The sequence below is a fragment of the Rickettsia africae ESF-5 genome, from assembly GCF_000023005.1.
GTDB classification, from domain to species: domain Bacteria; phylum Pseudomonadota; class Alphaproteobacteria; order Rickettsiales; family Rickettsiaceae; genus Rickettsia; species Rickettsia rickettsii.
Genome location: NC_012633.1, coordinates 267,685 through 292,130 on the forward strand (window position 1 = coordinate 267,685; position 24,446 = coordinate 292,130).

Genomic DNA, 24,446 nt, shown 5'->3' on the forward strand with positions numbered 1-24,446 from the left:
CATTATAATTTTATATTACGAGTAGCAGCAGGAAGGCGTACTTTTATGCCGTCTAATTCTTCGGTTAAAATAATTTGACATCCCAATCTAGAAGTATCGGTAAGACCAAAGGCTAAGTCAAGCATATCTTCCTCTGCTTCCGTAGGTTTTTTTAATTTGTTGTAAAATTCTTCTTCTAAAATAACGTGACAAGTAGCACAAGCAAGCGATCCTTCACAAGCTCCCTCAAGGTCTAGATCGTTACTATGGGCAATTTCTAAAATAGAAAGCCCTATCGGTGCTTCTACTGTTTTTTCTTCTCCATCATTTATAATAAATGTTACTTTTATTTTTCCTGACATTCTTCTTATTTTTCCTTATCTAAATTAGTTCGATTATATATAATATTTTATATATAACTGAGGCTATTTAATTTGATTGATATTTTTGCCTTTTAGCAAATCATTAATTATTATATTAAACTTTGTATCTATAGATTTTTTTATTTTGGATTTAAACTCTTTAATAGAATTATTAATTAAGATCCAATCTCTAGCGTGTACGGCTTCTTTTATATTATCTAATAAAGAATTAATTATAGATATCTCACTTTCCGATGATAAAGTTGTTAATTCCGCTATAGCACGTTCTATGCTAAAGATTAAAGCCTCTGCTTCAATTACTGCTTCTTGTAATAATCTTGTAGTATAATCTATTTTAGCATTTTTATACGCGTTTTCTAACATAATATCAATCTCCGTTTTATCAATACCGTGATTTGGCTTTACTTCTATAGCATGTGATGTATTGCTGATTTTCTCATAAGCAGAAACGGATAATATACCGTCTGCGTCAATAGAAAAAGTAACTTCGGCTCTAATATATCCTGCTTTCATAGGAGGAAGTCCCTTTAACTCAAATCGGGCTAAACTGCGGCAATCGGCAGCCATTTCACGTTCACCTTGTAATATATGAAATTGTATACCGGTTTGATTATCGACATAAGTCGTAAATTCTTTTACGACCGAAATAGGAATCGGAGTATTATGCATGATGATTTTTTCAACTATACCGCCATATAATTCCATACCCAGCGATAAAGGTGCTACATCAATCAATAATGAATTTGTATGGGGTGCTATTAAATTTTCTGCTTGTAATGCAGCCCCCCATACAACTGCTTTATCAGGATCGATATCTGATAGAATATCTATTTTAAATGCTTTATATAATTCGTCTTTTATTAAAGGAATGCGGGTTGCACCCCCTACTAAAATAACTCCGTCTATATTTGGATTTCCTGCTTGTTCTAAACACTCTTGAGCTATATTGATAGTACGTTCTACTAAGGGTAAAATTAATTGCTCTAATGTTTGTTTATTAATTGATACATTATCATTATTAAAACTATCTTTATATGTTAAAGTTTCTTTTGCTTTTTTTGCAAGTTGTAAAGTATCTATAGAATTAGGTAAATCAAATTTATTGCAAAGATATTGTGTAATTACTACATCTATATCGTTGCCACCAAGCATATTATCTCCGTTTGTTGCTATAACTTGAAAAATACCTTCTTGTATATTAAGAATAGATACGTCAAAAGTACCGCCGCCTAGGTCATATACTAAATAACAGCCTTTTTGATTTTTGTTTAAGCCGTAAGCATAGGCAGCTGCAGTAGGTTCGGCAATTAGCCTTAATACTTCAAAACCTGCTATTTTAGCCGCAAGCATTACTTCGCCTCTTGCTGCATCGTTAAAATGTGCAGGTACTGTTATTACTGCTTTAGTTAGATTAGTCTTTAATTGTTCTTCTGCTTGATTTTTTAGGTAAATAAAAATTTCTGCTGCAATTTCAGGGACTCTCAGTTGTTTATTTGCAAAATTTAGCTTAAGCTCACTACTATTTACATCTAGATAATCTTTAACTAACGAAAAAAGTGCCGGAGTATTTAGAATTTCTTTTAATGTTTTACCGAATAGTCTTTTAATAGAACGCAGTCCTTTATTATTACCTATAGTAAAATTGTTACTTGTAAAATCTATAGTAGTTGGGATTAATTCTTTATCATCTATAGATTTAATAACTTTAACTTGTCTATTAGCTGCAATAGCTATTAATGAGTTAGTAGTGCCAAAATCGATACCGACTGCTATTTGCCGTTCTTGCTTAAAATCAGCTTGCTCCGGTTCCCTAATTTCTATTATTTGCATGATTTTATTTTTTCTTGCAGTTTATGCAGCAATGTCCCAATATATTTAAGCTTGCTAGTTTTTATAGTTGCGTCTAATAGATTTTGTTCTTCAAAAGCTTGTTTTAAAGAATCAATTTCAAGCTTTTTCATTAATTCATATTTGTCTTTTATTTTTTCTAAATCACTAAATAAGATAGTATTTTCGATTATTTCCATTTCATCCCAGAATATGCTTAATTCTAGAGGCGAAAGTAAACTACGTGTTTTTTCGTCATTCAAATTTATATTTTGCAAAAGCAGCATATATTCAGCACGCTTTAAGGCATCTTTAAGAGTAGAGTAAGCGTTATTTAATTCAGCCGCAGTAATTAGATTTTGTTCCTTTTCCTGCAAAGTTTTTGCTTTATCGGGATGATATTTTACCTGCATAGCAAAATATTGCTTTTCTAATATCTTTAAATTAATATTATACTCTTGCGGAAGTCCTAATAATTGAAAATAATTTTGCACTTTTCCTTTTTTGTAATTCTAAACTGCTCTATCATATATCAAAAATTAAAAAAATACAATTATGGAAGTAGATCTATTACATTTTGAAAAAAAATATCATAACTGTATTGTAGCAGGTATAGATGAAGCAGGTAGAGGACCGCTTGCAGGTCCGGTAGTAGCAAGTGCCGTTATAGTAGATAACGCCAATATTATAACGGGAATTAAAGATTCTAAAAAGCTTTCCAAAAAGAAAAGAGAATTACTATATGAACAAATCACTAGTAATTATGTTTGGGCAACTGCTATTATTTCTCATACCGAAATTGATGATATTAATATATTAGAGGCAACTAAAAAAGCTTGTTCTATTGCTGTAGCAAATCTTAGCCTTGAGCCAGAAATAGTGTTAGTTGACGGTAATATGCAGTTTAAGGATGAAAGATTTGTCAGTATAATTAACGGTGATAATTTATCATTATCGATTGCTGCGGCTTCTATTGTTGCAAAAGTTACTAGGGATCGTTTGATGCTAGACTTAAGTGCTGAATTTCCCCAATATTTATGGCACAAAAATTCCGGCTACGGTACCAAAGAACATATCGAAGCTATTAATATATATGGCTTATCACCGTATCATCGTAGGAGTTTTAGGTGTTGTTAATGGTATTGCCCGTGTGGACACTGAATAGTCATTGCGAGCAGCCATAGGCTGCGTGGCAATCTCATGAAATAATAACACACTCCTGAGATTGTCAAAACTTACAGTTTTGCCTCGCAATGACGATGACGATTTTGGTATCCACAACGCACACCATTAACTCAATTCGAGTGCCGCCTCTTCTAGAGTTTTTAGCTGATCACGAAGTTTTACGGCTTGTTCAAATTCAAGATTACTTGCGGCTTTAAGCATTTCTTTCTTTAATTTATCAATATGGGTTTTTAGCTTAGCAGCATTATCAAATAAAGTATGAGCTTGTTTTTTATCAAGCTTACTATCGATTTTCTCAAATTCTGCTAAAGCGTGAATAGCACGGTTGATGGTTTTTGGAGTTATGCCGTGTTTTTCATTATATTCTTGCTGAATTTGCCTTCTACGCAACGTTTCACTAACGGCTTTATCGATAGATTTAGTCATTTTATCGGCATAAAGTATAACTCTACCCGCGCTATTTCTTGCAGCTCTTCCTATTGTTTGTATTAACGATACTTCCGACCGCAAAAACCCCTCTTTGTCTGCATCAAGTATAGCAACTAAGCCGCATTCAGGGATGTCAAGCCCCTCCCTTAATAGATTAATACCGACTAAAACATCAATAGTACCTTGTCTTAAATCTCGTAAAATCTCTATACGTTCTAGAGTATGAACGTTAGAATGTAAATAAGAAGTTTTATATTTTAGCTCCTGCAAATAGGCGGTTAAATCTTCTGCCATTTTTTGAGTTAAGGTGGTGACTAGAACACGAAAACCTTGAGCGATAGTGGTTTGCATTTCGCTAATTAAATCCTCAACTTGGTTAGTAGCGGGTTTGATAATACATTCAGGATCAAGCAGCCCAGTAGGTCTGATAATCAATTCTACAACCGTGCCGCCGGTTTCTTCTAACTCGAACGGTCCTGGAGTTGCAGATACAAACACAGTTTGTGGTCTAAATTTGTCCCATTCTTCAAATTTTAAAGGTCTGTTATCAAGTGCAGAGGGTAGACGAAACCCATGCTCTACCAAAACTTTTTTCCTTGCTCGATCGCCGTTATACATCGCTCTAATTTGCGGTACGGATACATGGCTTTCATCAACAAATAATAATGCATCTTCTGGTAGGTATTCGAATAATGTAGGAGGCGGCTCACCGGCATTACGTCCTGTGAAAAAGCGAGAGTAGTTTTCAACGCCTTTACAGCTGCCGGTTTCCGTTAACATTTCAAGATCATATTGAGTACGTTGATTTAGCCTTTGAGTTTCAAGTGGTTTGTCTTGTGACTTTAAAAACTCTAAGCGTTTTTGTAATTCTTCTTCAATACCTGATATGGCATTATTGACCGTTTCTTGAGGCATCACAAAATGTGAATTACCAAAAACCATAGCTTTATCGAGCTTAGCAAGTTTTTCACCTGTTAGGGGATCAAATTCATGGATATATTCGAGTTCATTACCGAAAAACGATAAACGCCAAGCTTTATCGCTGTAATGTGAGGGGAAAATATCGATGTTGTCGCCTTTAACTCTAAAACAGCCACGCTCAAATCCGATATCGTTACGCTCATATTGTAGATTTATCAAATCGTTTAGTAGCTGATCACGAGGGTAGCTTTGACCAGGCTCTAGATTAACCATCATTTGGTAATATAAATCGGGAGAGCCAAGGCCGTAAATACAGGAAACGGAAGAAACTACTATAACGTCACGACGCTCTAATAGCGATCTTGTAGCGGCATGACGCATTAAATCAATTTGTTCGTTAATTGATGAGTCTTTTTCTATAAAAGTATCGGTGCGTGCTATATAAGCTTCGGGCTGGTAATAATCATAATATGAGACAAAGTATTCAACGGCATTCTTTGGAAAAAGCGATTTCATCTCTGAATAGATTTGGGCAGCTAAAGTTTTATTATGAGCCATAATAAGAGTAGGACGATTAGTTCTCTCTATAATATTTGCCATAGTAAAGGTTTTGCCTGATCCCGTAATACCAAGCAACATTTGTGAGCGTTTTTTGCTACTTAACCCTGCTATAATTTCATCTATTGCTTTTGGTTGATCGCCTGCCGGTTTATATTCTGAGATAATAGAAAAATTATTCATGCATTTTTACTTGCTTTAAAAACTATAGTTTAAGATAATATATTAAAATCTCACAAAAAAATATAACATTATGAATAAAGCTATATTACACACAATTATTGTTTATACTCTCTCTAGTTGTCCTTATTGTATAAAAGCTAAAGCATTGCTTGATGAGAAAAATGTTGCTTATGAGGAAATTGAAGTAAGTAATTTTACTCGGGAAGAGAAAGAAAAATTTATTAAGAAATCCGGTGGAAAAAAGACCGTCCCGCAGATATTTATAGATAATATGCATGTTGGCGGTTGTGATGCTCTGTTTGATCTTGAAAAAGAGGGAAGGTTAGATAAGCTGTTAGAAAATCAGCCAAAGACGACTTCACCTGCTGCTGGAGCGTAATTAATAAAAACGTCATTGCAAGGAAATTACGAAGTAATTGACGAAGCAATCTAAGGAGTTTGTTATTATTTTATGAGATTGCCACGCTCCCTACGGTCGCTCGCAATGACGATTTAGTATCCACGCGAGCAATGTCCGCTTGCAATGATGCTGAAAACTACCAAAACTTTAAAATGTTCAAAAATAAAACTCGCAAAAATTCATTCTCTCTACTTCTGCCGTATTTATGGTCGAAGGATTTTGATATACGCCTGCGTATTGTTACCTCTCTTATTTGTCTAGTCATAGCTAAAGTAATAAATATTTTCGTTCCTATTGTTTATAAATATATAATAAATGGGCTAAATAAAAACTTTGCTCTTTCGGTTATGGTCGGGATTATTGTTGCATATGGCGGAACAAAAATACTTGTTCAACAGTGAATTACGAAATATCATTTTTTCAAAAGTAGGGCATCAAGCAACTCGCTTAGTTGCTCTAAATGTCTTTAAGTACATGCTTTAAGTATGCGTTTTCACATTACTAGAAACACAGGGGGCTTAAGTAGGTCAATAGAGCGTGGTACTAAAGGTATTGAAGTGGTACTGCGGTATTCGTTATTTAATATTTTTCCGACAAGCGTAGAAATTATATTAGTAAGCGGGATGTTATGGTATGTTTACAGTATTTGGTTTGCCGTAACTATTTTAATAACAATGATAGTTTATGTTGGTTATATTTGCCTAATCAGTATTTGGCGTATTTCTTTTGCAAGGGAAATAAACCAAAGCGATAACACCGCCAATAATAGAGCAATCGATAGTTTACTGAATTTTGAGACCGTTAAATATTTCGGTAATGAAGAATATGAGGCGATAAAGTTTAATGAGGTTTTACAAACTTATGAAAAATCAGCTACTAAAACTACTAACAGCATATCGATTTTAAATATCGGGCAGGATGTTATAATATCCTTAGGGCTTGTTAGCCTTATGATACTTTCAGCAAATGCTATTAACCAAAATAAAATGACCGTCGGCGATTTAATAATGGTTAATACTTATCTATTTCAGCTATCAATTCTGCTTTCAATACTTGGCTTTGCTTATAGAGAAATTAAAAACGCTCTAGTTAGTATGGAAGATATGTTTAAGCTGTTTGATATACCTGTAGAAGTAGAGGATGCTTTGAACGCTAAGGAGCTAATTATCTTAAAAGGTGCGGTTAGTTTCGATAATGTTAGCTTTGCTTATAATCAGGTACATCCGATTTTACATAATATAAGTTTTACGATCAAGAGCAGTAAAAACTTTAGCAGTAGTCGGTAGTAGTGGGGCAGGGAAATCGACGATATCACGCTTGCTTTTTAGGTTTTACAATATTAATAGCGGCAATATTACTATTGATGGTCAGGATATAAGAGAAGTCACGCAACAATCGCTGCGTAAATCTATTGGAATTGTCCCACAAGATACGGTACTGTTTAACGATACGCGATATATTACAACATCGCATACGGTAATAATGCAGCAAGCTACGATGAAGTTATAGCAGCCTCAAAAAATGCTCATATTCATGAGTTTATTAGCACGTTACCCGAAGGGTATGAGATGCAGGTAGGCGAGAGAGGCTTAAAGCTTTCGGGCGGTGAGAAATAGTGTATTGCAATTGCAAGAACCATCTTAAAAAATCCAGCAATATATGTTTTTAATGAGGCAACAAGTTCGCTTGATACTAAAGCCGAAAAGCTAATTCAAGCACGTCTTAAAGAGATCTCGGCTCACCATACTACCCTTATCATTGCCCATAGACTCTCAACTATTATCGATGCAGATGAGATTATCGTTTTAGATAACGGTTATATAGTTGAGCGGGGCAACCATAAAACCTTGCTACAGCACAAAGGCTATTATGCCGAACTTTGGTATAAATAGCAAGAAGAGGAACATTCTTAAAATTTATCATTATATCAACTACAAGCTTTGTTAAGTGGTTTGGTAAAACCAGCTCGATGTCATTCCCGCGGAGGTTTTGTTGCGTGGATATCAAGTCGTCATTGCGAGCGAACGTTAGTGAGCGTGGCAATCTCAGGAATTCTTCTCAAGATTGCTGCGTCAAATTACTATGTAATTTTCCTCGCAATGACAAAAAAACTGATCCACGCAGGAATGGCCATGGATAGCTAATTGATATTTCAAAAAATTGGCTAAAATCTCTTGCAAGAATAGCGGTGACGTTATTCCGGGGTTTCAAAGCCTCTATCCTAAGCGGTATTATCAGCCGTATAAATGGTATAATCCTCGACTTCATGGTCGGGGGATAGTAGCTATGTACAAGGTTTAAAGTGTAAGCTTTAAACCTAAAAGCTATTATAATTGTTCTGTGACGGTTCTTTGAATGTCCCAACCACCCGAAGTTAAAATCTTCGGTGGTTAAAACTTGAGCAATTTAAGTGTAATCACGGGAGCAACTACATGTTCAACAAAAATAATAAATTATTATCTAAAATATTACCGTTCTCTAAGAAAAATAAAGATTTAGAAAAACTAAGATCTAAGTTTAAACAAAGGTTAGCAGAACAGGTAACGGTAGATGAGATAACAAGAATAGAGCAGCGTTCATTATATTTAGAAAGTATAAAATAATTCTAATATATAATAAAGTTTGTTAACTTTTACGATTATGTTATTGCATAGAAACGGTTGATGTAGTCATTGTAAGTGACTAAAGGCCTTGTTGTATGGTTCGTTTATGTCATTTCCACGCAAGCGGGAATCCAGTAAAAAATGATAAAACAAAGAAAATTACATAAAAATTTAGTATATGATTTGCTTAAAAAACTAGATTCCTGCTTTCGCAGGAATGACATCGGCATCCGTGCAACAATGTCCCGCAGCAATGACATCGGTAACTTAGAAATAATACCACGATTATAAATACAAGCAATCCTTGAAAGAAATTTATTATGTCTCTATTATTAAATATAATTCATTAAATTTAAGGCTAAGTAATCGTGACTGATAAATCTTCTTCTAATTTAGTACCGGTAAATATCGAAGATGAGATGAAAGTATCTTATCTTGATTATGCTATGAGCGTTATAGTAAGTAGAGCTATACCGGATGTTCGGGACGGCTTAAAGCCGGTACATCGCCGAATTATCTATTCCATGCATGAAGCCGGTAATCATGCTAGTAAACCTTATAGAAAATCCGCTAGAATAGTCGGTGACGTGATGGGTAAATATCATCCGCACGGCGATAGTGCTATTTACGATGCGTTAGTACGTATGGCACAAGATTTTTCCTTGCGTTTACCGCTTGTAGATGGGCAGGGTAATTTCGGTTCGATGGATGGTGATGCGGCGGCAGCAATGAGATATACCGAATCTCGAATGGCCAAAGTTTCGTATAAGCTCGTAGAGGATATCGATAAAGAGACTGTCAGCTTTAACCCTAATTACGATGGTTCTGAAGAAGAGCCTTCCGTACTTCCTGCAATGTTTCCCAATTTATTGGTGAACGGTAGCGGAGGCATTGCGGTCGGTATGGCAACTAATATCCCGCCTCATAATCTTGGTGAGGTTATCGATGCGTGCTGTTTATATATAGATAATAACGATATAGAAATATTAGATTTACTTGAAGTTGTTAAAGGACCGGATTTTCCTACAGGTTCAATGATTTTAGGTATTAGCGGTATTAGATCGGCATATCTTACCGGTAGAGGGAGTATCATTATGCGAGGTCGAGCCGAGATTGAGAATATCGATAATAGCCGTCAAGCAATTATTATTACCGAAATACCGTATATGGTAAATAAGGCAAGGCTCGTTGAGAAAATCGCTGAAATGGTTAAGGAAAAGCGTATAGAAGGTATAAGTGATTTACGTGATGAATCGAATAAAAACGGTGTAAGGATTTTTATTGAGTTAAAGAAAGACGTAGTTGCTGAAGTAGTCTTAAATCAAATATACGCATGTACGCAGCTACAAACTAGCTTCGGTGTTATTATGCTTGCTCTTAAAGACGGGCTACCGAAAGTGATGAATTTGAAAGAAGTAATTGCAGCTTTCGTTAGTTTTAGGGAAGTAGTAATTACTAACCGTACTATATATTTACTCAATAAAGCAAGAGATAGAGCTCATATTTTACTAGGACTAACTATTGCCGTTAGTAATATCGATGAAATAATACGTATTATTAAAGCTTCAAATGACCCGAATGCAGCTAAACAAGAATTAATGGCTCGTCAGTGGGAAGCATTAAATATCCTACCTCTTGTAAAGTTGGTTGATGATAAAGCAATGTTAAACGAGCAGGGTAAATGTAACTTTACCGAAGTGCAAGCTAAGGCAATCTTAGAAATGAGATTGCAACGCCTGACCGCTATGGAGAAAAACAAGCTTGAAGAGGATTTAAAGAACCTAATTACGGAAATCACCGAATATCTTAATATACTTGGCTCTCGTACAAGGTTACTTGAAATTTTAAAGGAAGAGCTCATTAAAGTTAAAGAAGAATTTGCGACTCCTCGTCTTACTTCAATTGAATTCGGCGAATTTGATCAAGATATAGAAGATTTAATTCAGCGTGAAGAAATGGTTGTAACCGTAACGCTTGGCGGGTATATCAAGCGTGTACCTCTAAGTAGCTATCGTGCGCAAAAACGTGGCGGTAAAGGAAGATCAGGGCTTTCAATGCGTGATGAAGATATTACCACGCAAGTTTTTGTCGGTAGTACCCATACTCCTATGTTGTTCTTCTCAAATATCGGTCAGGTTTATAGTTTAAAACTGTATAAACTGCCTTTAAGTAATCCGCAGGGTAAGGGTAGACCGATGGTTAATATATTACCGCTGAAAGCAAATGAGCATATTACGAATATTATGCCGCTACCTGAAAATCAGGATGAGAGGGATAATTTAAACATTATGTTCGCAACTGCCAAAGGTAATATCAGAAGAAGCGATTTATTAGATTTCACAAAGCTTCAGTCGAACGGTAAAATTGCTATTAGGCTTGATGAGGACGATAAATTAATAGACGTAAAACCATGTAAAGAAGACGAGCATATTTTACTTGCTACCAAAGCCGGTAAAGCTTTAAGATTCCCTGTTGAATCGCTGCGTGTTATTAAGAGCCGTACTTCTGATGGGGTACGAGGTATGAAGCTTGCCAAAGAGGATTCTGTAATTTCTATGACTGTGCTTAAAGGTATTAGTAGTACAAAAGAGGATAGAGATGCTTATTTATCTGTGCCGTGGGAGCAGAGATTAGAGATTGCTAAAGGTGAGGTGTTTAATCCTGAAGAACTTGGCGTAAGCTTAACTGCCCCGGCTATTGTAGAAATGGCAAATTCCGAAGAATTCATTTTAACCGTAACTGAGAACGGTTTTGGTAAGAGAAGCTCAGCTTATGGCTATAGAATTACTGACCGTGGCGGTAGCGGTATAATCAATATGGATATTAACGACAAAACTGGTTTAGTCGTTGGTGTTATGCCGGTTAAAATGGATGATGAGTTAATGCTGATTACCAATAGCGGTAAGTTAATTCGCTGTAAACTTGAGTCAGTACGTATTACGGGACGTAACACTAGCGGCGTAATCCTATTTAAGTTAGATGATGGTGAAAAAGTCGTGTCTGTCTCTTTAATTGCTGAAACTGCTGAAAGTGAAGAAGATAGTGAGTTAGAGGAAGAGGGATTAGAGCAATCTGAAGAGGTGTAAGGGCTGAGGCGTTGTTATTCCAGCATAGCTCTTAAAAAGCTCTCGATGTCATTCTTGCGAAAGCATTTTGCATAGATACCTAAGTCGTCATTGCGAGGAGGTATTGTTGCGTGGACCGGTAAAACCCACTGTGTCACCCCGTGGTCAAGCCACGGGATGACAGAGGTGAAATTGCTTCACGCAACAATGCCTTGCGAGCAGCCATAGGCTACGTAGCAATCTCATGAAATAATAAAACTCCTGAGATTGCGGACGTACAAATTACTTTGTAATTTTCCTCGCAATGACGTTAATTTATTAATTGATCTGCTTTTAGTTAACAATACCCCCCCAAAAGAACTTCTAGAAAAGTATTGCAACACTAATTTTTCTCTCTATAACAACTTTATATTGAATTAATATGCAAATATTAACTTTCCAGTCTTTTTTTACTACTATAGCCGGTCTAAGCCGGTAACAATATCTCTATATCTTTCTTTTAATTATATTCATCTATTTAAATTAACTAATTATTAGGTAAGTTTTATGTTGCGTAAAATGCCACTTATTTTAATGGCTATTATCATAGCTATCATATTGTTAAACCCACTAATGAGTTTAGAAGTACAAAGGTTATTGTATTCAATAAGTCTATCTATTTCTATAATTGGATTATTTCTGCCTTTAATTATTTTTGGTTTACTTTTTAAATCTGTTGTAATGCTAGCCAAAGATGCAACACGTATAGTTTTCTTAATATTATTACTAGTATGTGGGTCTAATGTTTGTTCTACCTTCATAAGTTATTATGTAGGTATATACATATATCAATTCGCTTTATCAATGATCTCTCCTATAGAAAATGATAGTTTAAAGCCTTTATGGTTGCTTAATTTTCCTAATATTATTTCTAATGATAAAATCGTATTTAGTAGTATTATCTTAGGCTTTATTGCCTCAAAATTGTGTGCTGAAGTTGCAATTGGATTGGCTTGTAAGCTAGAAGCATTTGTTGCAAAAATATTGCGATTGTTGATCTATATAATGCCCTTATTTATAATGGGCTTTATCGTAAAACTACAGTTTGATGAAGTATTAGATATAATTATTAAAGATTATATGTTCATTTTTGTGACGATCGTATTTGCTCAGTTTGGTTATATCTTTCTTGCTTATTTTATTTTAAGTAATTGTCGAGTTAAGGAATGCATAGCTAGCCTTAATAATATGATGCCAGCGTCTATAAGTGGATTTAGTGCAATGTCTAGTGTTATAAGTATGCCACTTAGTATAAAATAGGAGCGGAAAATAATACAAATAATAAAGCACTCGCTCGTACCGTTGACCAATAACAGTCAATATTCATCTTGTTGGCGATTGTTTTGCCATATCGATTTTGGCTTATGCTATACTAAAAAGTTATGGATTAGCTGAACCTACTTTATTTAATTATTTTACTTTTTATTTTGTATTGGCAAAATTTTCAGTAGCAGCTATACCAGGTGGTAGAATTATTGTAATGCTCCCTATACTTGAACAATATCTAGGTTTTAATACTAATATGATGTCTCTGATTACAGCTCTTTATATCTTATTTGATCCTGTGATCACTTGTGCTAATGTTTTAGGAAATGGTGCTTTTGCTAAACTGATATATAATATATATAGTGTAACTCAGAAAGCTTAATTTAAGCAAGTCATGTTCCACCGTGAGCATTAATAAATATTTTAGCAATAGGACGAGGTTTCTCAAAATACTCTAGGTTCTTGTGTGCAGAAAATTAAATTATTTGTATTTTTAGATATTTTTGAGCAAAAATTAATAAGAACGCAAGAGCCTAATATCTCTTTTGCTTTTAAAGTAATTGTTGAATTATCTATATTTGATAAATTAGAGATGTGTGTTCCTTGAATTATTATTTTTTACGAAGAATTAGTGAATTTTTTAATCAAATCTCAAATATTATATAATTGATTTAAAAGAGAAAAAGCATATAATCTTTGTGTGGAAAGTGATACATTGGTAATAAATTATGATGTGGTTATTAATTGCAATTGGTTTAACCGTTGCGGTTCTTATTATAGGGGTAGTATCGATGGCTATCGAAGGAAAGTTTGATAAGAAATTTAGTTCAAAGTTAATGACTTTAAGGGTTTTTTTTCAGGCAGTTGCTATATTTTTACTGATTATAATGTATTTTTATAAAGTTAATTTATAAATGTCTGAAAATAACTCAAAAGCTACTTAATCGATTTCTCTAATTTCTTTACGTAATTCTTCCCATTTGTCTAAAATTTCTTCTAATGTAACTTCTTCGACTTTTTTTTCTCCATCTTCAAAGTCCTTTAATTTTCTAATCAGTTTCTCTAGCTTTAATAATGAAATTTTTTTTTCATTATACTGATCGCTACAATGTTCTTCGAGTTGTTCGGCAATTTCTTCAATATCACCCCAATGCATTATTTATTATTCCTCCTTAATTTTATGCAAGCCTTATTTATTAACATGTTATCTGATATTTGCTATTATTTTTTACTAAATATTATTAATTCGACAAATTATTGCAAATAGGTGAGTTTATTATGCAACTATTGCCGGAATTAGGCAGGTTTGCTTTCTTTACATTTTGGTGATTTTATAGTATATTAAAATTAAATATTAAGATTTAATTATGTCAATATTACCGATAGTAACGGCACCTGATGAAAGATTAAAGCAGAAATCTCAGCCGGTTTTAGAGTTTACCGATCAAACACGAAAATTTATGGATGATATGCTTAAAACTATGTACCATGAAGACGGTGCAGGGCTTGCAGCAGTACAAGTAGGGGTATTGAAACGTATTTTAGTAATTGATATACAAGATCATGATTCGGTAGCAAGACCAAAAGATTTTTATCCGCTTTTTATAGTGAATCCTGAAATGATAGAACAAGCAGAAGAGCTAGTTACGGCTAACGAAGGTTGTATCTCATTACCGGAGCAACGTATTGAGGTGGCAAGACCGGAATCTATAAAGATTAGGTATTTAGACTATCATGGTAAATCGCAAGAGCTTAAAGCAAATGATTGGCTTGCAAGAGTTATCCAGCATGAGTATGATCATTTAGAAGGTAAGCTTATGATTGATTATTTAAGTAATTTAAAACGAGATGTAGTACTTCGTAAGCTTAAGAAACTCAAAAATAATATAGTGTGAAAGTAATCTTTATGGGAACGCCTGAATTCGCTGTTCCCGCTCTTAAAAAACTTATAACTCATCACGAAGTTAAAGCTGTTTTTACACAGCAACCTAAAGCTAAGGGCAGAGGACTTAACTTAGCTAAATCTCCAATACATCAATTAGCATTTGAGCATCAAATTCCTGTTTATACTCCTTCTACTCTTCGTAATGATGAAATAATAAATCTAATTAATAAAGTTAATGCTGATATTATAGTTGTTATTGCCTATGGTTTTATTGTGCCGAAAGCTATATTAGAAGCTAAGAAATACGGCTGTCTTAATATCCATCCATCCGATTTGCCTCGTCACAGAGGAGCGGCTCCTCTGCAGCGTACTATTATAGAGGGTGACCGGAAAAGTAGTGTATGTATTATGCGTATGGATACAGGGCTTGATACAGGTGATATATTGATGAAAGAAGATTTTGATTTAGAAGAAAGAATAACATTGGAAGAACTGCATAACAAATGTGCAAATCTCGGAGCGGAGTTATTAATTAAAACACTTGCAAATATCGATAATATAGTACCAATAACACAGCCAAGTGACGGCGTTACGTATGCTCATAAATTAACTAAAGAAGAAGGAAAAATTAATTGGCATGAATCCGCGTATAAAATAGATTGTAAAATAAGGGGCATGAATCCTTGGCCTGGAGCATATTTTAGTTATAATGATAAAATAATTAAAATCCTTGAAGCAGAATATTTAAATGCGGATCATCACTTTACTTCCGGTACCGTTATTAGCGATAAGCTGGAAATAGCTTGTGGAAGCGGTATATTACGAGTGAAAAAACTTCAGCAAGAGAGTAAAAAAGCTTTGAATATAGAAGAATTTTTACGTGGTACAAATATTTTAAAAGATACAGTATTAAAATAAGAGTATTATTATGGGTAAAGATAAAAAAGAAGTTAGGTTTAATGATAATTGAGACGTTAAGGAGTTTACCTTAAAGTTTGAAAAGAATAGTGATATTTATTCTTTAAAAAGGAAAGTAATTAATATAGTAGAGGATCAAACTAAGCTACTTACGGAAACTCAATTTCTTGTGAAAAAAACTCCACATGGTAAAACATCTCAATATGAAATTAGCGGCTTTATTAACAAAGCCGGCGCACATATAAACGATCCAAAGCAAATAAAAGAAATTTCAAAATTATACGCTCATGCCGTATTTGCTGATTTACAGAAAAATATTTTAGGTAAATTTGATAAGAACGGTAATTTAAGTATAACTAAAGATTTTGCAATTGATGAAAATCCAGTCTTTAGAAAAGACGGTAAATTATTATGGGTTAAAACTCAAAGCAGTTTGATAAATAGAGAAGGAGAAATGACAGCAGTAAATCATATTTTACGAAAAGGCAGATTTTTGTTTGAAGATTTAGGCGGTAAGGTAGATACAAAATTAGGGACCACAAATCTAAACAAAAAGCTGACAAAGCCTATTTTAAAAAGAGGTTAAAATAACTTTAAGCCCTCTCATAAGAAATAAAATTAAAATTATTTGAAATTAGTGTTTGACAAGCTTTAAAAATATAGATATAAAACTATCACACAAAGTTTGAAACGTAAAACTTTGTAGCTGTTTAAAAAGTTGATAAAGCTAAAAACTAAATACACCGCGATAATAAAAATTTATATCGTGAGTAGATGCTGAAAATAAGAAAAATAATTGTGAAATTAATTCTGTATGCATTGTGTAATCTCAAGTTAAAAGCATAAGTAAATATAATAAGAGCATTTGGTGGATGCCTTGGCACTAGAAGGCGATGAAGGACGTAATACGCTGCGATAAGCTTCGGGGAGTTGCGAATAAACTTTGATCCGAAGATTTCCGAATAGGGGAACCTACCTAATTTATTAGGTATTGTATAGTGAATACATAGCTATATAAGGCAAACCCAGCGAACTGAAATATCTAAGTAGCTGGAGGAAAGGACATCAACCGAGACTCCGTTAGTAGTGACGAGCGAACGCGGATCAGGCCAGTGGCTTCAAAAAAATAACTAAAACAACATGGAAAGGTTGACCATAGAGGGTGATAGTCCCGTATAGGTAAAAAGTTTGAAGTCCTTGAGTAAGGCGGGACACGTGAAATCCTGTTTGAACATAGGGGGACCACCCTCTAAGCCTAAGTACTCTCTAGTGACCGATAGTGAACAAGTACCGTGAGGGAAAGGTGAAAAGTACCCCGACAAGGGGAGTGAAATAGTATCTGAAACCAAATGCTTACAAGCAGTCGGAGCAAGCGTATTTATATGTCTTGTGACGGCGTACCTTTTGTATAATGGGTCAGCGACTTAGTTTATCTAGCAAGCTTAAGCCGTTAGGTGTAGGCGTAGCGAAAGCGAGTCTGAATAGGGCGTTTAGTTAGATGAATTAGACCCGAAACCGGGTGATCTAGCCATGGCCAGGTTGAAAGCGGAGTAAAATCCACTGAAGGACCGAACCCACTACTGTTGAAAAAGTAGGGGATGAGCTGTGGTTAGGGGTGAAAGGCCAATCAAACTCGGATATAGCTGGTTCTCCGCGAAATCTATTTAGGTAGAGCGTTATAGCGATTACCATCGAAGGTAGAGCACTGAATGAGCTAGGGGGTCCCACAGACTTACCAAACTCAATCAAACTCCGAATGTCGATGAGTACAGCATAGCAGACAGACTATGGGTGCTAAGGTCCATAGTCGAGAGGGAAAAAGCCCAGACCGCCATCTAAGGTCCCTAAATCATGACTAAGTGTTAAAGGATGTGAGAAGACCAAAACAACTAGGATGTTGGCTTAGAAGCAGCCATCATTTAAAGAAAGCGTAATAGCTCACTAGTCTAAATAAGTTTTCTTGCGCCAACAATGTAACGGGGCTCAAGTCATGTACCGAAGGTGCGGGTTTATGCATTTGGCATAAATGGTAGCGGAGCGTTCCGTAAGCCTGCGAAGGTGAACCGTGAGGTTTGCTGGAGGTATCGGAAGTGAGAATGCTGACATAAGTAGCGATAAAGAATGTGAGAAACATTCTCGCCGAAAGTCCAAGGGTTCTTGCGTAAAGTTAATCTGCGCAAGGTTAGTCGGCCCCTAAGATGAGGCTGAAAGGCGTAATCGATGGGAATCAGGTTAATATTCCTGAACCTGAAGGATGTGACGAAAATAGTAAATTGTACAGTCTTATTGGATTGATTGTGCGGTGAATATTTTCCAGGAAATAACACCTTCATTATAGACCGTACCCGAAACCGACACAGGTGGACAGGTAGAGTATACCAAGGCGCTTGAGAGAACGATGCTGAAGGAACTAGGCAAATTGCATCTGTAACTTCGGAAGAAAGATGACCTGTATATGGGCAACCATGTGCAGGTGGCACAAGCTAGGGGGTAGCGACTGTTTATTAAAAACACAGGGCTCTGCAAAGTCAATAGACGATGTATAGGGTCTGACGCCTGCCCAGTGCTGGAAGATTAAAAGGAGGGGTGCAAGCTCTGAATTGAAGTCCCAGTGAACGGCGGCCGTAACTATGACGGTCCTAAGGTAGCGAAATTCCTTGTCGGGTAAGTTCCGACCCGCACGAATGGCGTAACGATTTCCCCACTGTCTCCAGTATCGACTCAGCGAAATTGAATTCTCCGTGAAGATGCGGAGTTCCCGCGGTCAGACGGAAAGACCCCGTGAACCTTTACTATAGCTTTGCACTGGTGTTAGGAATCAGATGTGCAGGATAGGTGGGAGACTACGAAGCGAAGGCGTCAGCCTTTGTGGAGTCACCCTTGAGATACCACCCTTTTGGTGCTTGACATCTAACCGAGATCCTTGAATCAGGATCCGAGACAATGCATGGTGGGTAGTTTGACTGGGGCGGTCGCCTCCCAAAGAGTAACGGAGGCGCGCGATGGTTAGCTCAGGTTGGTCGGAAATCAACTTTTAGAGTGCAATGGCATAAGCTAGCCTGACTGCGAGTCTGACAAGACGAGCAGAGACGAAAGTCGGTCATAGTGATCCGGTGGTCCCGAGTGGAAGGGCCATCGCTCAACGAATAAAAGGTACTCCGGGGATAACAGGCTGATGATTTCCAAGCGTCCATAGCGACGAAATCGTTTGGCACCTCGATGTCGGCTCATCACATCCTGGGGCTGGAGAAGGTCCCAAGGGTTCGGCTGTTCGCCGATTAAAGTGGTACGTGAGCTGGGTTTAGAACGTCGTGAGACAGTTCGGTCCCTATCTGCCGTGGGTGTAGGAAGTTTGAGAGGATCTGCCTTTAGTACGAGAGGACCGAGGTGGACGTACCCCTGGTGGACCAGTTGTCGTGCCAACGGCACAGCTGGGTAGCTAAGTACGGAAGGGATAACTGCTGAATGCATCTAAGCAGGAAACCCACCTCAAAACTAGACTTCCCCATTAGAGCCGTGGAAGACCACCACGTTGATAGGTCGGGTGTGGAAGCACAGTAATGTGTGTAGCTAACCGATACTAATAGCTCGATTGATTTACTTTGCTGTGAGATTACATATGCATATAGTGTTAATGCTATAAGAGTGTAGTATCTACTCACAAAGTTATCAGGTTAAATAGTTTTATCAACTAATAAAAATGTTATTGCATAATTAATGTTATACTGTAGCCCTGCCACGATATCCAGCGAAAGTTATTTTGCTGAGTATCGGTAGTAAAAGTTAAGATTAAGATATGATGTTGAGAATTTTTTTGAGTCGTGCAACAACATTAACAGCAAACTATAATACAAATCTATCTTTTTAAAAGTTTGTATTGCTAGCTTGGTGGTTATAGCATGAGTGAAACACACGATCCCATCCCGAACTCGAATGTGAAACCTCATAGCGCTAATGGTACTATGTCATAAGGCATGGGAGAGTAAGTCGCTGCCAAGCTTGCAATGCAAATTGTTTAATTACCTTTCTTTCTCTTTATGAGAATATTTTATATTCATAATTTTTACCTTTCTCTATATTAGTAATGCTTACGCATTAAAGAATAAACATCAATTTATTTCTATAGAATCGCTAAAATCTAACATAGAAATTAAAAAGCTATTTAAAGAAAAAAAATACTGGTCAATTTATTTTAGAGTTACCAAACGTCACAGTAATTAATGAAGGTGGAATTTTAACTCAAGAAGGTTATATTCTACAAGATACTCAAACAAGCTTAGGTGATCAACATCGTTTATTAAAAAAACGAGATGTTAATACTGAAAATTCTTTATATTTTAATGGAAAATTAGCAGTAATTTTTTATCTTTTGGTTCTGAAAATTGGTATCATTGGCTGCTACAAATTGTGCCTAGATTAATTATATTAAAAGAATTAGCTCTTGAATATGATCGTATCTATATTAATAATTTAAAATATTCATGGCAAATTAAGTCATTAGAAATAGTATTAAATTATTTAAATATACCGGAAGATAAGCTTTTTGTAGTAAATAGTGACTGTATAATTCAAGCTACTAGACTAATTGTTCCATCTGTACCGTTTATTCCGGTAAAAGGTACACCTTTGCCTTTATGGTTAAAAAAAGATTTAAGAAATATTTTTATTAAAGATAATAGTAAAGTATACGATAAAATATATATTTCTCGTAAATACGCTTCTACCCGAAAAATAGTTAATGAAGAGGAATTAATAGAAAAAATTGAGAGATCCGGTTTGAAAGTAATATATCAGAGCTATCCTTCCCGTATGAACGGGCTCGGCTTTTTAATAAAGCAAAAATAATAGTTGGATCGCACGGATCAGGATTTGCTAACTTTATTTTTGTGGCTCCAAAATGCAAAGTAGTAGAGATTGATCACGGTACAACTCCCTCTAGAAGTTTTTATAAAAGAATGGCAAATTATATGTCATGCGATTATTATCCTTTTTATGTAGATTATCAGACAACAGAAGAGCATTTAGAAGACGATATAAAGATCAATATTGATGAATTTATTAAGTTTCTTAGAGGTCATCTGTAAATAAATTTTAATTAGTAATTAAAGAGCTTTTTTAGCGAAAATTGAAGTTAATTCTTAAAATCATTATTTAATAAATAAGATTCGCTATTCATTTCATTTAGTCTTGAAATAGTGCGTTTAAATTCTGCGGCTCGTGCTGAACCTTGATATATTTTATTTGGGTTATCTTCTAGGCTCATAAATAAGAGTATTTTATAGAAATAGGCATTATCGATAAAGTTGATAAATCTAACGGCTGTATTTGTATCGTTAGAATCGATAGTATGAACGTTCCCCACTATAATAACGTTAAAATTTTGGCAAATATTAACATAATCGATATAGCTTAAGCCTCTTGTAAATAATTCATTATAATCTGTTACTAATATTCTTTTATGCACTTTTTGAAAGGATATTTCTCTACCTAGAACCTGTATATTTTGAGGAGCAAGATTATTATCACTAATATCCGTGATAATTTTTTCAAGTTTGTTTTGGTTTTCTAAAGTTAAAGGATAAATTATCCTTGCCTCTTTAACTCTTAACGCTTTATCAAATCGATAATCATGTTGATTATCTAGATATTTAACATAAAATGTATTATTGATTATCTTTATAAAAGGTAAGAAAGATTCTCGTTGTAATCCGTCTTTGTACAGATTATTGGGACTCGTGTTAGAAGTTATAAAAATAAAAATATTTTGCTTTATTAATTCATTAAATAATCTACCGATTATCATTGCATCAGTAATATCTTTAATTTCAAACTCATCTATACATAACACTTTAGTTTGTTTAGTATAGTTTTTAGCAATGTTAGGGATGATATCTTTCTGATTTGCTGTTTGTAATTTATGCATAGATTTATGAATTTCCTGCATAAAGTTCTGATAATGTATTATTATTTTAGGTGTGGTTAATTCTTCACAAAAAGAATTCATGAGCATAGTTTTACCGCTGCCCACCGGACCGTATAAATAAATTCCGCTTTCTAAGTTGTTTTGATTAAAGAATTTGAATAGACTTTTAGGTTTATTAAGTGCTGCTGCCAGCTGTTTTAATTCTTCTTGTAAAGCAGTTTGTTTTGAATCTCGTATTAATGAAGTAGAGGATTTAATCATCCAAAATATTTTTTATCTAGTTTGTTATAGGTTTTTTCTAAAATGTCGTTCCTAGCTAAAAGCAGGAAGGCTTTGTTGCGTGGATCAATTTCACCTCCGTCATCCCGTGGTTTGACCACGGGATCCAGTGAAAAATGCTAACCTTTAGCATTTTTTGTTATTTTTGCTAGATTGCCACGCTCCTTTTAATTGCTCGCAATGACGGTTGTGATTATCATTTCCTACATAAAAGCGTTGCATCGCCGTAGCTAAAAAAACGCATTGCTTCTTTTATAGCATATTTATATAATTCATGCATCTCTTTAAATCCGGCAAAAGCACATATAAGCATAAATAAAGTAGATTTAGGAAAATGGAAATTAGTAAGTAGCATATCGGCTGTTTGAAATTTAAAACCTGGGGTTATGAAAATATCGGTTTTAAAGCTACCTGCTTTTACGATGCCGTTATTGCAAGAACTCTCAAGTGTTCTAAGTGTTGTAGTGCCGACTGCGATAATACGTTTCCCTTCTTGCTTTGCTTTATTGATAATTTTAGCAGTGTCAGGAGTAATAGAGCAATATTCGGTATGCATTTTATGTTCATGAATATTTTCGGTTTTTACAGGTAAAAAAGTTCCAGCTCCCACATGTAATGTTAAAAATGTGGCTTGTATGCCCTCTGCCTTAAGCTTATCAAGTATATCCTTTGTAAAATGCAAGCCTGCTGTCGGTGCTGCAACTGAACCTTCTATTTGGCTATAGACAGTTTGATAGCGGTCGTTGTCGTTTTGAGTGTTTGTCATCCCGTGGTTTGACCACGGTATCCAGTCATTATTTAAATATGTTTTGGATCCCGTGGTCGTAGCCACGGGATGACATAATGAGTGTGAACGCCTAATATAAACCGGTAGCGGCATCTCACCGTATTTATTTAAGAACTCGAATACAGAAATATCATTAAGCTCAAATTTTACTTTAATCTCACCCATTGCAAGTTTTTCGGTAATAATTACCTTATGATTATCAAAATAAAATTCATCATTTACATGAAGCTTTCGAGCTGGTTTAGCAAAAGCCGACCAACTATCATCTGATAATTTTTGATTCAAATTTATTGTAATATTTTCCCCCAAATTTAACTTTGCTTTTATTACCTTACTATTATTAAAGACTAATAAGTCCCCTTCTTTTAAGTAATCTATTATGTTGTAGAATTTGGTTTTAATAGGCGGCGTAACAGCAATTAGTAAATCTGAGTTATCACGTTCACGAGATGGATATTGTGCGATCAGTTCGCTTGGTAAATCAAAGTCAAAATCAGATAGTTTCATTGTTTAAATATTAGTGGCTAAAAAAGTGATTATAGCAGCATATGACAATATTTAATATAATATTTTAGTTTATTGATTGCTTACTAATAAATCAACTATTTGTTGATAAAATGATTTTTTTCTGTACGATACAAAATACTATCAATTGAATCATTAAGGGAAATACTTGATAATCGATGATATAATTAGAAATAAATTTCATGAGATATTAAGCAGTAAAGGTATAGAAGAAAATATGGGATTTAATAATATATATAAAATAAAAAGATATGAATTTTTTAGAGAAAGTTTTGTCAAAGAATTCAAAGCTTTGATTGAAGATCCAAATACAAATATTTCTAGTGTGTACAATATGGCATACTGCACTGTAGATAAAATAGCAAGATCTCCTGACACTGCTATAGTTAAAGCAATTTGTCAAGGTGATTATGATTTAGTTTATAGTATGTTAACCGCTTTAAATATTGATCCAAATACAGAAGTATATACATTGGAAGGTGAGGCTAAATCTTTTTGATATTTTGCGTGTCATAATAATCAGAAAGGGATAGTAAGGCTTCTACTTGCAAAAGGTGCAAATATAATCCTTGACCACAACAGCGGTACCGTTTTTCACACTGCCCTAACAGCTCAACATTTTGATATGGCAACATTTCTAATTGAAAATGGTGTGGATCCTAATTACGTAACAGGTGACAATATGACTTATTTAGAAATATGTACGTCCTATACCTAAATATAGCCATGGTAACTAAATTGCTCGCTTATGGTGCTAATATGAAAAACCGCATTTAAAAGTTTAGTAGACCTAACTAGAGCGCTTAATGATAGTAAGCAGAGTACAGATATGGTAAAAGTATTGTTACAATATGGTGCTAATCGGATATACTCGATCCTGACGGTCAAATGGTCCGTGACAAGGAAGCAATTTATGAACCTCTGAAAGCTCTTTTAACGCTTGAATCCACATTGCGTAAGAATGATTACAAGAAAATTAAGGCTATTGACAAGAAAGATTTAGCTGCGTTTGTTCAATGGAAAGCAGCAATATTACCGGTTGTAAAAGATGTTTCTAAGGATGATTCTATAAAACAACCATTAATAGAATTAGTAGGAAAGATAGCTAAATTGATACCGCCTTTAGAGTTTTTATGCATTTTAAAAATTGAAGATATTATTGATAGTAACGCTACAGATAAGATAGAATTACCTAAGAGTGCAATAAAAGCGATGACAGAGTGCGGACTACTTCAAGTTGAAGCAACAGGAGAAATAGTGGCTCATAATGATTTAGTTTAAAGGTTGAGGC

General features: G+C 34.9%; 23 protein-coding genes, 2 rRNA genes and 1 pseudogene. 19 read left to right on the top strand and 7 right to left on the bottom strand.

The genetic code is table 11. The annotated features are described in order from the left end of the window. Positions 1–2: 2 nt before the first annotated feature. From RAF_RS01355 to hscB, 3 genes are all read right to left on the bottom strand, one after another. Entirely contained in the window at positions 3–341 is a 339-nt protein-coding gene (locus tag RAF_RS01355) for a ferredoxin family 2Fe-2S iron-sulfur cluster binding protein (protein WP_004996492.1), read from the bottom strand. Between the two features lie 63 nt (positions 342–404). Further along, on the bottom strand, positions 405–2,192 hold the full coding sequence (gene hscA / locus RAF_RS01360) for a Fe-S protein assembly chaperone HscA (RefSeq protein WP_012719465.1): 1,788 nt from the start codon (positions 2,190–2,192) through the stop codon (positions 405–407). Beyond that, on the bottom strand, positions 2,183–2,683 hold the full coding sequence (gene hscB / locus RAF_RS01365) for a Fe-S protein assembly co-chaperone HscB (protein ID WP_012719466.1): 501 nt from the start codon (positions 2,681–2,683) through the stop codon (positions 2,183–2,185). The genes hscA and hscB overlap by 10 nt, the downstream gene beginning before the upstream one ends. 61 nt (positions 2,684–2,744) lie before the next feature. Between hscB and RAF_RS01370 the strand changes: the two genes are divergently transcribed. Continuing rightward, positions 2,745–3,326 (top strand): ribonuclease HII, encoded by a 582-nt coding sequence (locus RAF_RS01370; RefSeq protein WP_012719467.1) that lies wholly within the window; start codon positions 2,745–2,747, stop codon positions 3,324–3,326. Positions 3,327–3,479: 153 nt separating this feature from the next. On the opposite strand, the gene uvrB is transcribed toward RAF_RS01370, so the two are convergent. Next, positions 3,480–5,465: an excinuclease ABC subunit UvrB gene (uvrB, locus tag RAF_RS01375; RefSeq protein ID WP_012719468.1), complete on the bottom strand. Its 1,986-nt coding sequence runs from the start codon at positions 5,463–5,465 to the stop codon at positions 3,480–3,482. Between the two features lie 70 nt (positions 5,466–5,535). Here uvrB and grxC point away from each other — a divergent pair, with 70 nt between their 5' ends. From grxC to RAF_RS01420, 8 genes and pseudogenes are all read left to right on the top strand, one after another. Then, positions 5,536–5,844 (top strand): glutaredoxin 3, encoded by a 309-nt coding sequence (gene grxC, locus RAF_RS01380; RefSeq protein ID WP_012719469.1) that lies wholly within the window; start codon positions 5,536–5,538, stop codon positions 5,842–5,844. Between the two features lie 173 nt (positions 5,845–6,017). Beyond that, positions 6,018–7,757, top strand: a pseudogene (locus tag RAF_RS01385) (ABCB family ABC transporter ATP-binding protein/permease). A 540-nt stretch (positions 7,758–8,297) separates the two neighbouring features. Further along, entirely contained in the window at positions 8,298–8,468 is a 171-nt protein-coding gene (locus RAF_RS09200) for a hypothetical protein (protein WP_004996471.1), read from the top strand. A 368-nt stretch (positions 8,469–8,836) separates the two neighbouring features. After that, positions 8,837–11,554, top strand: a complete 2,718-nt coding sequence (gene gyrA, locus RAF_RS01390; RefSeq protein WP_012719470.1) for a DNA topoisomerase (ATP-hydrolyzing) subunit A — start codon at positions 8,837–8,839, stop codon at positions 11,552–11,554. 591 nt (positions 11,555–12,145) lie between these two features. Continuing rightward, positions 12,146–12,832, top strand: a complete 687-nt coding sequence (locus RAF_RS10280; protein ID WP_268738947.1) for a cation:dicarboxylate symporter family transporter — start codon at positions 12,146–12,148, stop codon at positions 12,830–12,832. A 97-nt stretch (positions 12,833–12,929) separates the two neighbouring features. Beyond that, positions 12,930–13,220 (top strand): cation:dicarboxylate symporter family transporter, encoded by a 291-nt coding sequence (locus RAF_RS10285; protein ID WP_041471813.1) that lies wholly within the window; start codon positions 12,930–12,932, stop codon positions 13,218–13,220. 84 nt (positions 13,221–13,304) lie between these two features. Further along, the gene (locus RAF_RS01415) at positions 13,305–13,445 is read left to right on the top strand and encodes a hypothetical protein (protein ID WP_041471814.1); all 141 of its coding nucleotides are present in this window, start codon (positions 13,305–13,307) and stop codon (positions 13,443–13,445) included. Positions 13,446–13,566: 121 nt separating this feature from the next. Then, a complete protein-coding gene (locus tag RAF_RS01420) occupies positions 13,567–13,752 on the top strand; it encodes a twin transmembrane helix small protein (protein ID WP_010976936.1) in 186 nt (61 codons plus the stop codon). Between the two features lie 26 nt (positions 13,753–13,778). Here the strand turns inward: RAF_RS01420 and iscX are convergent, their stop codons facing one another. Next, a complete protein-coding gene (iscX, locus tag RAF_RS01425) occupies positions 13,779–13,994 on the bottom strand; it encodes a Fe-S cluster assembly protein IscX (protein WP_041471815.1) in 216 nt (71 codons plus the stop codon). 211 nt (positions 13,995–14,205) lie between these two features. Here iscX and def point away from each other — a divergent pair, with 211 nt between their 5' ends. The 7 genes from def to RAF_RS09635 all read left to right on the top strand — a co-directional run bounded on the left by def (position 14,206) and on the right by RAF_RS09635 (position 20,725). Then, positions 14,206–14,733, top strand: a complete 528-nt coding sequence (gene def / locus RAF_RS01430) for a peptide deformylase (RefSeq protein WP_012719471.1) — start codon at positions 14,206–14,208, stop codon at positions 14,731–14,733. Further along, on the top strand, positions 14,730–15,641 hold the full coding sequence (fmt, locus tag RAF_RS01435; RefSeq protein WP_010976939.1) for a methionyl-tRNA formyltransferase: 912 nt from the start codon (positions 14,730–14,732) through the stop codon (positions 15,639–15,641). The genes def and fmt overlap by 4 nt, the downstream gene beginning before the upstream one ends. 169 nt (positions 15,642–15,810) lie before the next feature. Further along, positions 15,811–16,227, top strand: coding sequence for a hypothetical protein (locus RAF_RS01440; RefSeq protein WP_012719472.1), 417 nt, complete (start codon positions 15,811–15,813; stop codon positions 16,225–16,227). Between the two features lie 258 nt (positions 16,228–16,485). Beyond that, positions 16,486–19,246 (top strand): 23S ribosomal RNA (locus tag RAF_RS01445). 279 nt (positions 19,247–19,525) lie between these two features. Then, a 5S ribosomal RNA gene (gene rrf, locus RAF_RS01450) occupies positions 19,526–19,640 on the top strand. A gap of 408 nt (positions 19,641–20,048) precedes the next feature. Next, positions 20,049–20,486, top strand: coding sequence for a glycosyltransferase 61 family protein (locus RAF_RS09630; protein ID WP_234943913.1), 438 nt, complete (start codon positions 20,049–20,051; stop codon positions 20,484–20,486). A 41-nt stretch (positions 20,487–20,527) separates the two neighbouring features. Continuing rightward, the gene (locus RAF_RS09635; RefSeq protein WP_234943914.1) at positions 20,528–20,725 is read left to right on the top strand and encodes a hypothetical protein; all 198 of its coding nucleotides are present in this window, start codon (positions 20,528–20,530) and stop codon (positions 20,723–20,725) included. Positions 20,726–20,772: 47 nt separating this feature from the next. Here RAF_RS09635 and zapE read toward each other — a convergent pair whose 3' ends face one another. Then, positions 20,773–21,825, bottom strand: a complete 1,053-nt coding sequence (gene zapE, locus RAF_RS01460) for a cell division protein ZapE (RefSeq protein WP_012719473.1) — start codon at positions 21,823–21,825, stop codon at positions 20,773–20,775. A 214-nt stretch (positions 21,826–22,039) separates the two neighbouring features. Continuing rightward, positions 22,040–23,137, bottom strand: a complete 1,098-nt coding sequence (gene queA / locus RAF_RS01470; protein ID WP_012719474.1) for a tRNA preQ1(34) S-adenosylmethionine ribosyltransferase-isomerase QueA — start codon at positions 23,135–23,137, stop codon at positions 22,040–22,042. 166 nt (positions 23,138–23,303) lie between these two features. Between queA and RAF_RS09640 the strand changes: the two genes are divergently transcribed. From RAF_RS09640 to RAF_RS09650, 3 genes are all read left to right on the top strand, one after another. Next, entirely contained in the window at positions 23,304–23,654 is a 351-nt protein-coding gene (locus RAF_RS09640) for a hypothetical protein (protein ID WP_041471816.1), read from the top strand. 30 nt (positions 23,655–23,684) lie between these two features. Further along, positions 23,685–23,873, top strand: coding sequence for an ankyrin repeat domain-containing protein (locus tag RAF_RS09645; protein ID WP_327203436.1), 189 nt, complete (start codon positions 23,685–23,687; stop codon positions 23,871–23,873). A 170-nt stretch (positions 23,874–24,043) separates the two neighbouring features. After that, positions 24,044–24,436: a hypothetical protein gene (locus RAF_RS09650; RefSeq protein WP_012719476.1), complete on the top strand. Its 393-nt coding sequence runs from the start codon at positions 24,044–24,046 to the stop codon at positions 24,434–24,436. Positions 24,437–24,446 lie beyond the last annotated feature (10 nt).